This window comes from Streptomyces sp. NBC_00234 (genome assembly GCF_036195325.1).
In the GTDB taxonomy this organism is placed as follows: domain Bacteria; phylum Actinomycetota; class Actinomycetes; order Streptomycetales; family Streptomycetaceae; genus Streptomyces.
Genome location: NZ_CP108101.1, coordinates 2,760,119 through 2,774,469 on the forward strand (window position 1 = coordinate 2,760,119; position 14,351 = coordinate 2,774,469).

At 70.2% G+C, this 14,351-nt stretch carries 14 protein-coding genes; 4 read left to right on the plus strand and 10 right to left on the minus strand.

The annotated features are described in order from the left end of the window. The first annotated feature begins 142 nt into the window (after window positions 1-142). Complete coding sequence (locus OG230_RS12055) at window positions 143-3,445, plus strand: S8 family serine peptidase (RefSeq protein ID WP_328910174.1); 3,303 nt, start codon at window positions 143-145, stop codon at window positions 3,443-3,445. Between the two features lie 62 nt (window positions 3,446-3,507). On the opposite strand, the gene OG230_RS12060 is transcribed toward OG230_RS12055, so the two are convergent. Beyond that, window positions 3,508-4,155, minus strand: a complete 648-nt coding sequence (locus tag OG230_RS12060) for a hypothetical protein (protein WP_328910175.1) — start codon at window positions 4,153-4,155, stop codon at window positions 3,508-3,510. 2 nt (window positions 4,156-4,157) lie between these two features. Beyond that, window positions 4,158-4,688 carry an RNA polymerase sigma factor gene (locus tag OG230_RS12065; protein ID WP_328910176.1) on the minus strand — a complete coding sequence of 177 codons (531 nt, stop codon included), beginning with the start codon at window positions 4,686-4,688 and terminating at the stop codon, window positions 4,158-4,160. Between the two features lie 170 nt (window positions 4,689-4,858). Between OG230_RS12065 and OG230_RS12070 the strand changes: the two genes are divergently transcribed. After that, window positions 4,859-5,887, plus strand: coding sequence for an aspartate-semialdehyde dehydrogenase (locus tag OG230_RS12070; RefSeq protein ID WP_328910177.1), 1,029 nt, complete (start codon window positions 4,859-4,861; stop codon window positions 5,885-5,887). Between the two features lie 59 nt (window positions 5,888-5,946). Here the strand turns inward: OG230_RS12070 and OG230_RS12075 are convergent, their stop codons facing one another. From OG230_RS12075 to OG230_RS12085, 3 genes are read right to left on the minus strand one after another with little or no spacing between them, the layout of a single operon-like run. Further along, window positions 5,947-6,294: a type II toxin-antitoxin system PemK/MazF family toxin gene (locus tag OG230_RS12075; RefSeq protein WP_328910178.1), complete on the minus strand. Its 348-nt coding sequence runs from the start codon at window positions 6,292-6,294 to the stop codon at window positions 5,947-5,949. Continuing rightward, on the minus strand, window positions 6,287-6,511 hold the full coding sequence (locus tag OG230_RS12080; RefSeq protein WP_328910179.1) for a ribbon-helix-helix domain-containing protein: 225 nt from the start codon (window positions 6,509-6,511) through the stop codon (window positions 6,287-6,289). The genes OG230_RS12075 and OG230_RS12080 overlap by 8 nt, the downstream gene beginning before the upstream one ends. Window positions 6,512-6,570: 59 nt before the next feature. Then, a complete protein-coding gene (locus OG230_RS12085; RefSeq protein ID WP_328910180.1) occupies window positions 6,571-7,071 on the minus strand; it encodes a DUF1203 domain-containing protein in 501 nt (166 codons plus the stop codon). Window positions 7,072-7,183: 112 nt separating this feature from the next. Here OG230_RS12085 and pepN point away from each other — a divergent pair, with 112 nt between their 5' ends. Then, on the plus strand, window positions 7,184-9,760 hold the full coding sequence (gene pepN / locus OG230_RS12090; RefSeq protein WP_328910181.1) for an aminopeptidase N: 2,577 nt from the start codon (window positions 7,184-7,186) through the stop codon (window positions 9,758-9,760). Window positions 9,761-9,826: 66 nt separating this feature from the next. On the opposite strand, the gene OG230_RS12095 is transcribed toward pepN, so the two are convergent. From OG230_RS12095 to OG230_RS12105, 3 genes are all read right to left on the minus strand, one after another. After that, complete coding sequence (locus OG230_RS12095) at window positions 9,827-10,216, minus strand: VOC family protein (RefSeq protein WP_328910182.1); 390 nt, start codon at window positions 10,214-10,216, stop codon at window positions 9,827-9,829. A 155-nt stretch (window positions 10,217-10,371) separates the two neighbouring features. Continuing rightward, a complete protein-coding gene (locus OG230_RS12100) occupies window positions 10,372-10,776 on the minus strand; it encodes a type II toxin-antitoxin system VapC family toxin (protein WP_328910183.1) in 405 nt (134 codons plus the stop codon). Then, window positions 10,773-11,057: a type II toxin-antitoxin system Phd/YefM family antitoxin gene (locus tag OG230_RS12105; protein WP_328910184.1), complete on the minus strand. Its 285-nt coding sequence runs from the start codon at window positions 11,055-11,057 to the stop codon at window positions 10,773-10,775. Before OG230_RS12105 ends, OG230_RS12100 begins: the two co-directional genes overlap by 4 nt. A 162-nt stretch (window positions 11,058-11,219) precedes the next feature. Between OG230_RS12105 and OG230_RS12110 the strand changes: the two genes are divergently transcribed. Beyond that, window positions 11,220-12,086, plus strand: coding sequence for an AraC family transcriptional regulator (locus OG230_RS12110; RefSeq protein WP_328910185.1), 867 nt, complete (start codon window positions 11,220-11,222; stop codon window positions 12,084-12,086). 115 nt (window positions 12,087-12,201) lie between these two features. On the opposite strand, the gene alc is transcribed toward OG230_RS12110, so the two are convergent. Both alc and OG230_RS12120 read right to left on the minus strand, forming a co-directional pair. After that, window positions 12,202-13,350 (minus strand): allantoicase, encoded by a 1,149-nt coding sequence (gene alc, locus OG230_RS12115; RefSeq protein WP_328910186.1) that lies wholly within the window; start codon window positions 13,348-13,350, stop codon window positions 12,202-12,204. A gap of 64 nt (window positions 13,351-13,414) precedes the next feature. Next, window positions 13,415-14,341: a LysR substrate-binding domain-containing protein gene (locus tag OG230_RS12120; RefSeq protein WP_328910187.1), complete on the minus strand. Its 927-nt coding sequence runs from the start codon at window positions 14,339-14,341 to the stop codon at window positions 13,415-13,417. Window positions 14,342-14,351: the final 10 nt, after the last annotated feature.

Consider the following 14,351-nt stretch of genomic DNA (forward strand, 5'->3'; position numbering starts at 1 on the left):
CACGTGACGCTTTGACCTCGCTGGCGGATCTACGCCATGTCCCAAACTGGCCCCCGTCAACTCTCCACAAACCCCTGTCATTTAAGACAGGGTGAGCGGTCATCGGGTACCGAATTCCGGACTCTCTCTTTCACATACAGGGATGCTGATGACCAAGGAATCCCCCAGCTTCATACCCGGGGCGAGACGCGCGGCCAGGATCGCCGCAGCCGCCGGTCTGGTGGCCGCGCTGGCCGCCTCCGGAGCAGCCCCCGTCTTCGCCGCCGACGCCCCCGCCACCGCACCGGTCAAGCCCTCCGCCACGAGCGGCAAGGGCGACAAGCTCGGCAGCGCCGACGCCGATGTGCTGGCCGAGGCCGAGGCCAAGGGCGAGAAGAACATCACGCTGATGGTCGCCACCGCCCCCGGTGCGACCGAAGAGGTCACCCAGCAGCTGGACGCCGTCAAGGGGTCCGTGCTCGGGCAGACCTACGACAAGCTCGGCTACGTACGGGCGACCGTACCGACCGCCTCCGCCGACGCCACGATCAAGGCGGCGCAGAAGCTGTCGTCCGTGTACGGCATCGATCTCAAGCAGGAGATCAAGCTCGACGACCCGACCCCCTCGGGCGACCGGGCGAGCGGTGCGTCGACGACGGCCACGGGCTCCTACCCGGCGCCCGGCAAGCAGACCCCGGCGAAGAACCCGTACAACCCGTCCTTCGAGACGGGCGCGGTCGACTTCGTCGAGCAGAACCCGAAGGCCGACGGCCGCGGCATCACCATCGGTGTCCTGGACTCCGGCGTCGACCTCGGTCACCCGGCGCTGCAGAAGACCACCACCGGCGAGCGCAAGATCGTCGACTGGGTCACGGCAACCGACCCGGTCAGTGACGGCGACGGTACGTGGCTGCGGATGACGGCCTCCGTGGCCGGTCCGACCTTCACCATCGCCGGGCGCACCTACTCGGCGCCCGAGGGCTCGTACAAGATCCAGCTCTTCTCCGAGGCCGCCACCCGCGGTGGCGACATGGCGGGAGACCTGAACCGCGACGGCGACACCACCGACGTGTGGGCGGTGCTCTACGACGCGGTCGCGGGCACGGCGCGCGTCGACCTGAACAACGACGCCGACTTCACCAACGACGCCGCCATGAAGCCGTACAAGGACGGCCACCAGGTCGGCTACTTCGGTACGGACAACCCGGCGACCGAGGTCGTCGAGCGGATTCCGTTCGTCGTCGAGACCCGCAAGGACGTCGTCTACAACGCGGCCGGCGCCAAGGCCGACTTCGTCAACATCGGCGTCATCGAGTCCGAGCACGGCACGCACGTCGCGGGCATCACCGCGGCCAACGGCCTGTTCGGCGGCAAGATGAACGGTGCGGCGCCCGGCGCCAAGGTCGTCTCCTCGCGTGCCTGCACCTGGTCCGGCGGCTGCACCAACATCGCGCTGACCGAGGGCATGATCGACCTCGTCGTGAACCGCGGTGTCGACGTCGTCAACATGTCGATCGGTGGCCTGCCGCCGCTGAACGACGGCAACAACGCCCGCGCGGAGCTCTACAAGCGGCTCATCGACACCTACGGTGTCCAGCTGGTCATCTCGGCCGGCAACGAGGGCCCGGGTCTGAACACCATCGGTGACCCCGGTCTCGCCGACCACGTCATCTCGGTGGGCGCGTCCATCTCCAAGGAGACGTGGGCCGCCAACTACGGCTCCAACGTCACCAAGAAGTACGCCATGCTGCCCTTCTCCTCGCGCGGTCCGCGTGAGGACGGCGGCTTCGCGCCGATCCTGACGGCTCCGGGTGCGTCCATCAACACCACCCAGACCTGGCTGCCCGGCGGTCCCGTCAAGGAGGCGGGCTACAGCCTGCCCGCCGGTTACTCCATGCTGCAGGGCACCTCGATGTCCTCGCCGCAGGCCGCCGGTGCCACCGCGCTGCTGCTCTCGGCCGCGAAGCAGAAGAACATCGAGCTGCCCCCGGCCGATCTGCGGACCGCGCTGACCAGCACCGCCACCCACATCAGCGGCGTGGCCGCGCACGCCCAGGGTGCCGGTCTCATCAACATCGTCGGCGCCTGGAAGTCCATCAAGGCGGGTGCCACCGCGCACGAGTACACGGTGAAGGCCCCGGTCGACACCGCGATCGACTTCGCGCTGAAGACCCCGGGCTTCGGCACCGGTCTGTACGACCGCGAGGGCGGCCTGAAGGCCGGCCAGACGAAGACGTACGACATCACGGTCACCCGCACCACGGGTCCGGACCGCAACGTCGCGCACTCGCTGTCCTGGAAGAACAACGACGGCACCTTCTCGCTGGCCGGTTCGAGCACCGTCTCCCTGCCGCTCGGCAAGCCGGTGACCGTCAAGGTCAAGGCACGCCCCGGCAGCGCCGGTGTGCACAGCGCCATCCTCCAGGTGAACGACTCGCGCACCGTCGGCGTGGACCACCAGATCCTCGCCACCGTCGTCGTCGCCAAGCAGCTGGTGGCTCCGGGCTACGCGTACACCGCGTCCGGATCGGTGCAGCGCAACGACCACAAGTCGTACTTCGTGAACGTGCCGGAAGGCGCGCAGACCCTCGAGGTCGCGCTCAGCGCGCTCCGCTCGGGCAGCCAGACGCGGTTCATCTCCATCCACCCCTACGGGGTCGCGGTGGAGGACAGCTCCACGATCTTCTGCTACCCGAACTACGAGAGCCCGTCCAACACCTGCCGTCCGGACGTGCGTTCGTACAAGGACCCGCAGCCCGGCGTCTGGGAGATCGAGGTCGAGTCGCGGCGCACGTCGCCGCTGCTGGACAACCCGTACAAGCTGGACGTCTCGCTGCTCGGCGCCTCCTTCGACCCGGCGGTGCAGACCATCGCCGAGGCGAAGGTCGGTACCCCGGCCGCGGTGAACTGGACGGTCACGAACAACGCGGGTGACCTGGAGGGCACGCTCAAGGGCGGCTCGCTGGGTTCGGCCAAGGTCGAGCGTCCGTCGATCTCCACGGGTGAGACGTACGAGACCACGGTCACCATCGGTGAGGGCGTCGAGAAGCTCGACTTCGCCATCGGCGGCACCTCGGACGCCAACGCGGACATCGACCTGTACGTCTACAACGGCGACACGGAGGTCGGTGCGTCCACGACGGCCGGTTCCGAGGAGTCGGTCAGCCTGGTGAAGCCCGCGGCCGGTACGTACACCGTCGTCATCGACGGTTACGCGGTTCCGGCGGGGACCACCGAGTACGACTACCGCGACGTGTACTACGCGCCGTCCCTCGGCGCGATCACGGTCGACGAGTCGAAGACGGTGAACCTGGCCAACGGTGCCTCGGCCCAGCTCGGCGCCGAGGTCCTGGTCGCCGGTGCGGCCCCCGAGGGACGTCAGTTCTTCGGTGAGGTCCAGCTGGTCAACTCCCGCGGCACCGCCGCGGGTACCGGCAGCGTCGTGATCGAGAAGGTCACGCCGTAACGGTCCGCAGTATCCGAACAGCGGGGCGGGCGCTCTTCCGGGAGCTCCCGCCCCGCTGTGCGTCATCCGGGGTCCGTGCAGTCCAGGGTGCGCGAGGCGGGCAGCGCGGCCGACATCCACTGCCAGGCGGTGGCCCGGTCCTCACCGGTGAAGGACTCGACCCCCTCACCGGGGAAGCGCGAGACGATCACGACCATGGGCCTGCCGGGCCGGAAGTAGTCCTCCTCCTCGCCCGTGACGAGGAACGAGGTCTCCCGGGGCCCCTGGTCGGGCTTGAGGTACCGGTCGACCGTGAGCACGACCCGTACGAGGCCGCCGACCCGTTCCCTCCGGCTGACCGTGCCGTCCGCGACGACCCGGGCACAGGCCATCAGCCCCTCCTCGGTCAGCTTGGCGTCGCCGTGTTCCCCGGACGGCTGCGCGACCGACCAGAGGATTCCCGTCCCGGCCAGACAGGCGGCGATCACCACCGACGCCGCCAGCGCGAGCGGCCCCTTCCTGATCCACCGGGGACGGGCGGGCGTGTGGGCCCCCGGGAGTGCTTCCGGTGCGGCCAGCCGGTCACCGATGAGGTGCAGCTGCTCCCCGAGCACCGTCATGTCACGGGCCGCGGCGGCATACCGGGCCGCGGCGGGCCCGTCCTCTTCCTCGTCGGGCGCCTGGCGCCCCAGCAGTACGGCCATCAGTTCGTCCGGCTCGTCCGTGTTCACCGTCACACCACCTCGTCCGCGCGCATCCGCGCCAGCCGCTCGCGCATCGCTCCCGCCGCCGTGTGCAGGCGGCTCTTGACCGTGCCCTCCGGGATGCCGAGCTCCGCCGCGATCTGCGGTACGGAGAGATCGGCGTAGAACCGCAGCACCAGGGCCTGGCGCTGCGCCGCGGGCAGCTCGTCCAGCCCCTCCGCGACGGTGAGCGCCAGCAGCCGGGCCTCCTGGCCGCCCTCGGTCAGGGAGTCCGCCGGGCTCAGCGCGGCGAGCCGGGCGGAGATCCGCTCCTGCCGGCTCCTGCCCCGGTGCCAGTCGGCGGCCAGGCGGGAGGCGACCACGGCCGCCCAGGCGCCGATCTCGCGGGGTGCCTCCAGGCCGCTCGCCGAGCGCTCCAGGAGGCGCAGCCGTACCTGCTGCACCCCGTCCTGGAGGTCGGAGTGCGGTACTCCGCCCAGTGAAAGAACCGCCCGTACCCGGTTCACGTGTGCCGGGCCGAGGGGGTCTTCCCCCGCGCCGGCCGCCTTCCTTCCCAGCAAGGACTGCCTCCCCCTGAATGTGTTTCCCCTGTGACGCGGAAGTACGGCGGAACGTTCACCCGGGACGGTTTCCGCCGTCCGAGGAACGGACAATGGATTGGACAAGGTGGGCGGGGACATACGCATCATGGAGCGGCAAGCGGGTCGCACACACGTACAGAGGAGTCTCCGTGAAGGTCGGAATCGTCGGCGCCACCGGTCAGGTCGGCACAGTCATGCGCAGCATCCTGGCCGAGCGGAAGTTCCCCGTCGCCGAGCTGCGGCTCTTCGCCTCCGCGCGTTCCGCGGGCTCCGTCCTCACGTGGGAGGGCACGGACATCACCGTCGAGGACGCCTCCACGGCCGACTACACGGGCCTGGACATCGTGCTGTTCTCGGCCGGTGGCGCGACGTCGAGGGCGCTCGCCGAGAAGGTCGCCTCCCAGGGCGCCGTCGTGATCGACAACTCCTCGGCCTTCCGGATGGACCCCGAGGTGCCGCTGGTCGTCTCCGAGGTCAACCCGCACGCGGCGAAGGTCCGCCCCAAGGGCATCATCGCCAACCCGAACTGCACCACGATGGCGGCCATGCCCGTGCTGCGCCCGCTGCACACCGAGGCCGGTCTGGAGACGCTGACGGTCACCTCGTACCAGGCGGTGTCGGGCTCCGGTGTCGCCGGTGTGGCCGAGCTGCACGGCCAGGCCCTGAAGGTCGTCGCCGAGGCCGACAAGCTGGCCCACAACGGCGAGGCCGTCGACTTCCCCGCGCCCACCGTCTACAAGCGTCCGATCGCGTTCAACGTGGTGCCGCTGGCCGGCTCGATCGTGGACGACGGTTCGTTCGAGACGGACGAGGAGCAGAAGCTCCGCAACGAGTCCCGCAAGATCCTGGAGATCCCGGAGCTCAAGGTCTCCGGCACCTGTGTGCGCGTGCCGGTCTTCTCGGGCCACTCCCTCCAGATCAACGCCCGGTTCGCCCGCCCGGTCAGCGTCGAGCGCGCCTACGAGCTGCTGAAGGACGCCGAGGGCGTCGAGCTCTCGGAGATCCCGACCCCGCTCCAGGCCGCCGGCAAGGACGCCTCGTACGTGGGGCGCATCCGGGTCGACGAGACGGTCGAGCACGGTCTGGCGCTCTTCGTCTCCAACGACAACCTCCGCAAGGGCGCGGCGCTCAACGCCGTGCAGGTCGCGGAGCTGGTGGCGGCCGAGCTGAAGGGCTGACGCCCACGAGCCACGAAAGGGGCGGCCACCGATGCCGGTGGCCGCCCCTTTCGCGTGCCTCAGAGGGCCAGGTGCCGCCGCAGAGCCGTGTCGATCTCGGTCATGCGCTGCCGCGGGACGGTACCGATGCGATTCCGTACGCGATCCAGGGAGACCGCCCGGACCTGCTCGCACTGGACCTTCGAGTCTCTCGGCAATCCGCTCTCGGCAGACCTGATGAGCGCCTGGAACGTGAGAACACGTGACGTGTTCGACGTCAGGGGCACGACAGTGATCACACCGCGGCCGTTCGACTCGACAGACTGGTTGGCGGCGTTGTTGGACACGATCACGGCCGGTCTGACCTTGTTGGCCTCGCTGCCCCTGGCTGGTTCGAGATCGACCAGGTGAATGTCACCTCTACGCATCAGCGATCCCGTCTCCGACCGTGCGGTCCCAAAGAGCGGCGTCCTCGCTCGCGTCCCATTCCTCGAACGCCTCGGTGTACTCCGCTTCGAGCCCGGCCTCGCGCAGCAACTCGATCGCGGCGTGTATCACCGCCGACCGGGAATCCGCGTCGGTCTTCGCGGCGTACTCGTCGACGAAGGCGACATCCTCCTGCGGCAAGCTCACACTGATCTTCATGCTTGCCATGCTACCAACGGTAGGAACACCTTGGCCACCCGGAAGGGAGGCCCCGGATGCTACCCGCGTCGCACCTCGAACTGGAAGCAGCCGTACTCCACGGCCCTTACATGGACCAGGGCCACCTCCGGGTCGGCGAACGCCTCCGCGAACGCCGTGTCGAACCCGTGCTCCTCCTCGGCCGGGATCTCCAGCAGCCGCCCGCCGACGATCCGGCCCTCGGCGCTGTATCGCCGCAGGACCCGCAGCGCACCGGCCCGGGAGAACGGATACCCCTCCCGCTCCGCCGCCGGCCCCCCGCACTCCTCGGCGTGGACGAAGACCGGCCCCTGCTCGTCGTAGGCCCCGGGCTTCGCCCAGGTCGCGGCAGCCCAGCGGCGCAGTGGCGCGTACGAGACGAGGGCGATGCGCTCCCCCTTCTCCGCTCCCCGCAGGCAGCAGCGCAGCGGACCACCCGCCTCGGTGGCCGTGTACGGGACGCACGGGCGGCCCGCGTCGTCGGTCTCCCGCAGCTCCTTGAGCGCGGTCGGTTCAATGGGACGTGCCTCGTAGCCGGTCATGGTTCGAGGGTCGCGCGGCCGTCGCCACTAGTCCGGCGGAAAACGGACATCGCGCTGCGCGCATCTCCCATGGAAGGATGACCAAAAACCCGCATATCAAGGAGATGACCGCGTGCCTGGCACGAATCTGACCCGCGAAGAGGCACAGGAGCGGGCGCGCCTGCTGACCGTGGACGCGTACGAGATCGATCTCGACCTCTCCGGAGCGCAGGAGGGCGGCACCTACCGGTCCGTCACCACCGTGCGCTTCGACTCCGCCGAAGCCGGTGCGGAGACCTTCATCGACCTGGTCGCCCCGGCCGTGCACGAAGTCGTACTGAACGGCAAGGCGCAGGACGTCGCCGCCGTCTTCCGCGACTCCCGCATCGCGCTCAAGCACCTGCTCGCCGGCACCAACGAGCTGAAGGTCGTCGCCGACTGCGCGTACACCAACACCGGTGAGGGCCTGCACCGCTTCGTCGACCCGGTCGACGAGCAGGCGTACCTCTACACCCAGTTCGAGGTGCCGGATGCCCGCCGGGTGTTCGCGAGCTTCGAACAGCCCGACCTGAAGGCGACCTTCGGCTTCACCGTGAAGGCCCCGGCCGGCTGGACCGTGATCTCCAACTCGCCGACGCCGGAACCCAAGGACGACCTCTGGGTCTTCGAGCCGACGCCCCGCATCTCGACGTACATCACGGCCCTGATCGCCGGTCCGTACCACGCGGTGCACAGCAGCTACGAGAAGGACGGCCAGTCCGTTCCGCTCGGCATCTACTGCCGCCCCTCGCTCGCCGAGTACCTCGACGCGGACGAGATCTTCGCGGTCACGCGGCAGGGCTTCGACTGGTTCCAGGAGAAGTTCGACTACGCGTACCCCTTCGCCAAGTACGACCAGCTCTTCGTCCCGGAGTTCAACGCGGGCGCGATGGAGAACGCGGGCGCGGTCACGATCCGCGACCAGTACGTGTTCCGTTCGAAGGTGACGGACGCGGCGTACGAGGTGCGTGCGGAGACCATCCTGCACGAGCTCGCCCACATGTGGTTCGGCGACCTCGTCACCATGGAGTGGTGGAACGACCTGTGGCTGAACGAGTCGTTCGCCACGTACACCTCGATCGCCTGCCAGGCGTACGCCGAGGGTTCCAAGTGGCCGCACTCCTGGACCACGTTCGCGAACTCGATGAAGACCTGGGCCTACCGCCAGGACCAGCTGCCGTCCACGCACCCGATCATGGCGGACATCAGCGACCTCGACGACGTCCTCGTCAACTTCGACGGGATCACGTACGCGAAGGGCGCCTCGGTCCTGAAGCAGCTCGTGGCGTACGTCGGCATGGACGCGTTCTTCAAGGGCGTCCAGGCGTACTTCAAGGCGCACGCCTACGGGAACACCCGGCTCTCGGACCTGCTGGGCGCGCTGGAGGAGACCTCCGGCCGTGACCTGAAGACCTGGTCGAAGGCATGGCTGGAGACCGCGGGGATCAACATCCTGCGCCCGGAGATCGAGACGGACGCGCACGGTCACGTCACGTCCTTCACGGTCCTCCAGGAGGCTCCGGCGCTCCCCGCGGGCGCGAAGGGCGAGCCCACCCTGCGCCCGCACCGGATCGCGGTCGGCTGCTACGACCTCGACGAGGCCGGGAAGCTGGTCCGTACGAGCCGGATCGAGCTGGACGTCGACGGCGAGCGCACCACCGTGCCGTTCCCGGCGGACACCGCCCGACCGGCGGTCATCCTCCTCAACGACGACGACCTCTCGTACGCGAAGGTCCGCCTCGACGAGGAGTCCCTGCGGGTCGTCACCGCCCACCTCGGCGACTTCGCCGAGTCCCTGCCGCGCGCCCTGAGCTGGGCCTCCGCCTGGGACATGACCCGCGACGGCGAACTGGCGACGCGCGACTACCTCTCCCTCGTCCTCTCGGGCATCGGCAAGGAGTCGGACATCGGCGTCGTCCAGTCGCTGCACCGCCAGGTGAAGCTGGCTCTGGACCTCTACGCGGCGCCGACGGCCCGTGAGGCGGGTCTGACCCAGTGGACGGACGCCACGCTGGCCCACCTGCGCGCGGCGGAGCCGGGCAGCGACCACCAGCTGGCCTGGGCCCGCGCCTTCGCGGCGACGGCCCGCACCCCGCTCCAGCTGGACCTGCTCCAGGCACTGCTGGACGGCGCGGAGACGATCGAGGGCCTGGCCGTCGACACCGAGCTGCGCTGGGCGTTCGTGGAGCGGCTGGCCGCGACCGGACTCCTGGACGAGGAGGAGATCGCCGCCGAGTACGAGCGCGACAAGACGGCGGCGGGCGAGCGCCACGCGGCGTCCGCGCGTGCCGCGCAGCCGAGGGCGGAGGCCAAGGCCGCGGCGTGGGCCTCGGTCGTCGAGTCCGACAAGCTGCCGAACTCCCTCCAGGAGGCGGTCATCAGCGGCTTCGTCCAGACCGACCAGCGCGAGCTGCTGGCCCCGTACACGGAGAAGTTCTTCGCGGCGGTCAAGGACGTCTGGGACTCGCGCAGCCACGAGATGGCCCAGCAGATCGCGGTCGGCCTGTACCCGGCACTCCAGGTCACGCAGGCCACGCTGGACGCGACGGACGCCTGGCTCGCCTCGGCGGAGCCGAACGCGGCCCTGCGCCGGCTGATGTCGGAGTCCCGCTCGGGCGTCGAGCGTGCGCTGAAGGCCCAGGCGGCCGACGCGGCGGCGGCGACCGCGTAACGGCTTCTGCCGAACGACGAGGGGGCGCCACCGGTGGTGGCGCCCCCTCGTCACGTCCGTGGCCGACTACTCCGTCACGTCCTGCGGATACCAGCGCAGTTCGACGGTGTTGCCGTCCGGATCCTGTACGTAGACGGACTGCGCCTCGCCCCGTGCGCCGAACCGCCCGACGGGGCCCTCCAGCACGGTGAGGGCGCCCGAGTCGATGAACTGCTGCCAGTCCAGCGGCTCGACGACCAGACAGATGTGGTCCACGTTGGACGTGCCGCGGGGCCTGTCGAGCAGATCGATGATCGTGGTCCGGCTGACCCGCACCGACGGGAACGGGACCTTGCCGGCCCGCCACTCCTCCACCCGTACGGGCTCCAGGCCGAGCGGCCCGCAGTAGAACTCCAGCGCCCGCTCGACGTCCTGGACGTTGAGCACCAGGTGATCGAAGGCTTTGACTCGCAGCATGGGGCACCTTTCAGGTGTTCGCGTCTCGATGGGTGTCGCTTCCTCGCGCCCGACGCCGGCACTCCCGGGGTCAGGTACTGCCCGGCGGATCATGTGGCCGTGAGGGCACCACGTTAGTTCTCGCGGGCCGGACACGGCCTGGTCACGGCCGCCCGTCAGACGGCGATGACCTCCACACCCTGCTCCAGGCCCTTGAAGTCGTCCGCGTTGCGCGTGTAGAGCGGCAGCCCTTCCGCGGCTGCGATGGCCGCAATCATCAGATCCATGCGGCGCGGACGAGGGTCCCGGCCCGCCTTGATGGTCAGCGCGACCAACGTGCCGTATCTACGCGCGGCTTCCCTGGAGAACGGCACGGCATCGAAGTCCGCCTCCGTGTCGGCCAGCCGCTGAGCCCTGGCCATCATGTCCACCGGATCCTTGGCCATGGCGACGCCCTGGGCGAGCTCCGCCAGCACGATCGCGGGTACAGCCACCTCCACCGGGAGCCTCTCGGGGGCGATATCTGCCAGATCGATGACGACGCAGGTATCCAGCAATCCCTGCTGACGGCGTTCAGTCACGGTCGCCCCCGCTCCCAGGGGTCATCGCCCTCGCCCACCCGGTCCTCGCCCCCGAAGAACGCATCAGCCTCCGCGCGCATCCGCGCGTAGTCGACACGCGGCGCGGTCCGCCACTTGCGCTGCATCTCCTCGACCGGAACGAATCTCCGCCGGGCACTCAGCGGCCTGACTTCGGCGATCTCTATTCCGTTACGGGTGACGTGGTAGGTCTCACCCGCTTCCACGTCGTCCAGAACCGCTTTGGAGCGAGCCGCGAGTTCGCGTTGGGTAATGGTCTTCATACCTAGAGCGTAACGCACCGCATTACAGCGTGCCACGGGAAGGAGCGGGCCGACGCGGAGCCCTCCGCCCGGTGCACCCGACCCGATCGGGCACAGGATGTCGGGTCCGGCAGTATGCGTGGTGCCTAGCGTGGTGAGCGCAAGAGAGGAAGGGGACCGGGCGTGCTGGAGCGGCTCAACCAGGTCATGGAACACATCGAGCGTCACCTCGGCCAGCCCATCGACGTCGCCGAGGCGGCACGCATCGCGGCCACCTCGGAGTACCACCTGCGGCGGATGTTCTCCGCGCTGGCGGGGATGCCGCTGTCGGAGTACATCCGGCGCCGTCGGCTCACCCTCGCGGGCGCCGAGGTGCTCGCGGGTCACGAGACGCTGCTGGAGATCGCGGTGCGCTACGGCTACAGCTCGGGCGAAGCGTTCGCGCGGGCGTTCCGGGCCATGCACGGCGTCGGGCCGGGCGAGGCCCGACGCACCGGCACCGTGCTCGTCTCCCAGCCCCGGTTGTCCTTCCGCCTCACCGTCGAAGGGAGCAGGAGCATGCGCTATCGCGTCGTGGACAGGCCGGACTTCAGCGTGGTCGGCCTCAAGGCCCGGGTGCCGCTGGTGCACGCGGGGCCGAACCGGGCGATCATCGACTTCGTCCGGGGGATCGCCCCACAGACCCGGGAGACCCTGGAGAAGCTGTCGGACCAGGAGCCACGGGGCATCGTCTCGGTCTGCGACGACCTGGACCCCGGCCGCGCCGAGGGCACCGAACTCGACTACTACCACGGGGTGATCACGTCCGCGGCGGCCCCCGAGGGCATCGACGCCCTCGCCGTGCCGGCCGGCACCTGGGCGGTCTTCACCACGTCCGGGCCGGCGCCGGAGGCCATTCAGAACCTGTGGCGGGACGTGTACGCGGAGTGGTTCCCGTCGAACCCGTACCGCAGCCGCCCCGGCCCGGAGATCCTGCGCACCCACCTGTCACCGGACGGGACCGAGGCCGACGCCGAACTGTGGCTTCCGGTGGAGCGGGAGCAGGGCTGAACACGGGGCCGAGCTCCTGGGCGCCGGCCTGTGAGCGCCCCATGGAAACCGCCCGGCGGGCGGGCGCCGTATGCGCAGCCGTCCGCCGGGCGGGAGTTGTGGGTGAAAGGGAGCGTTACGCGCCCGACTCCTCGTAGCGGTGCGCCAGTTCGGCCGCGCCCGATTCCGTCAGGGAGCCGTGCAGCCGCATGCGGGCCACTCCGCCGTCGGGGAACGTGTCGAGGCGTACGTGGGTGACCACGGCCTGGGCGCGCAGGAGGAAGCGGTGCACCGTGTCGGGCTGGAGCTTCGTGCGGGGGATGATCTCGAACCATTCGCCCGTCTCGCCGTTGCGGCCCTGGAGCGCGATCCAGCCCGCCGCGTTGCCCTTGAGGTAGGCGGTGTCGATCTCGACCGCGCGGACCGCGCCCTGGGCGGGCAGCCGGAAGCGGACCCAGTCGTTCGTGTCACGGACCCGGCGGCGGCGGTTCTCCCAGCCGTCGTCCATCTTGCGGGAGGTGCCGGGCAGGATGATCTGCGCCGGTGAGGAGTAGAAGCGGTCCGAGGCGTCCTCGTACGTGCCGCCGTTCAGGATCGAGATCAGGTCGATCGTGCCGAGGGCCGCGAGCCAGGCCGGGTCGGGGACGACCTCGCCGTGGACGCGGAGGCGGGCGATGCCTCCGTCGGGGTGCTGGCACAGGCGGATGTGGGTGTAGCGACGGCCGCCGGTGATCTCGAAGGCGTTGGCGGCGTGGCCGCGTACGGGGGTCTGCGGGACGATCTCCTCCCACTTCACGTCGTCGGCGAGGAGCTCGGCCGGGCCGGGTGAGCCTTCGACGGACGTCGCCTGGACCGAGACGCGCTGCGGGTAGTTGCCGCGGAAGTGGGCCGTGTCCACGATGATGCCCCGGATGATTCCGGGGGCGCCGAGCCGGACGATCGCCCAGTCGTGCTCCTCGGGGGCCGGGAAGGGGTGGGCGGCGTCGGCACCGCGGCGGCGGCGGGTCTCCCAGCCGTCCATGATCTTGCCCTTGTGGCCGAAGCGCTCGGGGTCGAAGACGGCCGGCTCGCGGACGAGGAGGTTCTCGCGCTCGGCGAAGAACTCGTCGTTGGCGGCGATCACGCCGGCGCCGAGGCGGCGGTCCGCGAGGTCGACGAGCTCGGTGAAGGGGAGACCGGTGGCGGCGCGGTAGTCGGCGTAGGGGTCGCCTCCGCCGTACGGGGCCGCGTCATTGGCGTGGGGGTCGTTGTCCTGGAATGTGGTCTCGCTCGCGTCGAAGGTCATGGGACGACTCTCGTACGCCAGGACCCATCAGGTCCATCGAAAGTTTTCGTACGGTCTGTTCAGTTCAGCTGAACGGTTGCTCAGGGGCAGCGTGCCCGGCCACGGCCCTGAGGGCCGCCAGGACCCGGGCCACCGCCGGGCCCTCCTCCGCCCCCTGCCGTACCGCCGCCACCACATGGCGGCGCGGCTGATCCGCCTCCAGGACCCGCATCACCACACCGTCGCTGCGCTCCCGCGACGCCATCCGCGGGATCAGCGCGATGCCCATGCCCGCCTCGACCATCGCGAGGATCGCGGTCCAGCCGGAGGCGCTGTGCGCCTGCTCGGGCACGAAGCCCGCCGCCTCGCAGGCCGCCGTCGTGATCTCCGACCAGGGGCCCGAGCCGCCGAAGATCCAGGGCTCGCGGGACAGGTCCGCCAGGCGCAGGCCGGGGGCCGCGGCCAGCGGATGGTCCGCGGGCAGCGCCACGTCCAGCGGGTCGGCCAGGAGGGGGACGAGGGCGAACCGTGGATCGCGGGCGGTGGGCGCGTGCGCCGCGAGGGACAGGGCGAGGTCGACCTCCCCGGCGAAGAGGAGCTCGTACGCCTCCGCCGCCTCCGCCTCCCGCACCCGCACCTCGGGGCCCGGCCGGCCCTCGGAGCGCAGGAGCCGGACCGCCGGTACGACGAGCGCGGGTACGGCCGTGGAGAAGGCCCCGACCCGCACCTCGCCCGCCTCGCCGCGCAGATAGCCGGTGAGTTCGGCGTCGGCGCGCTCCAACTGGGCGAAGACCACGTCGGCATGGCGCAGCACCAGATGGGCGGCGTCGGTCAGGCGGACCCGCCGGCCCTGGGCTTCGAGGAGGGTCACACCCAGCTGCCGGGCGAGGTTGGTGAGTTGCTGGGAGACCGCCGACGGCGTCATCAGCAGCGCCTCGGCGGTCGCGGTCACGGTGCCCCGGTCGCGCAGAGTGCGCAGGATGCGGAGCTTCTTGACGTCCCACTCGGTCATGGGCGCAACC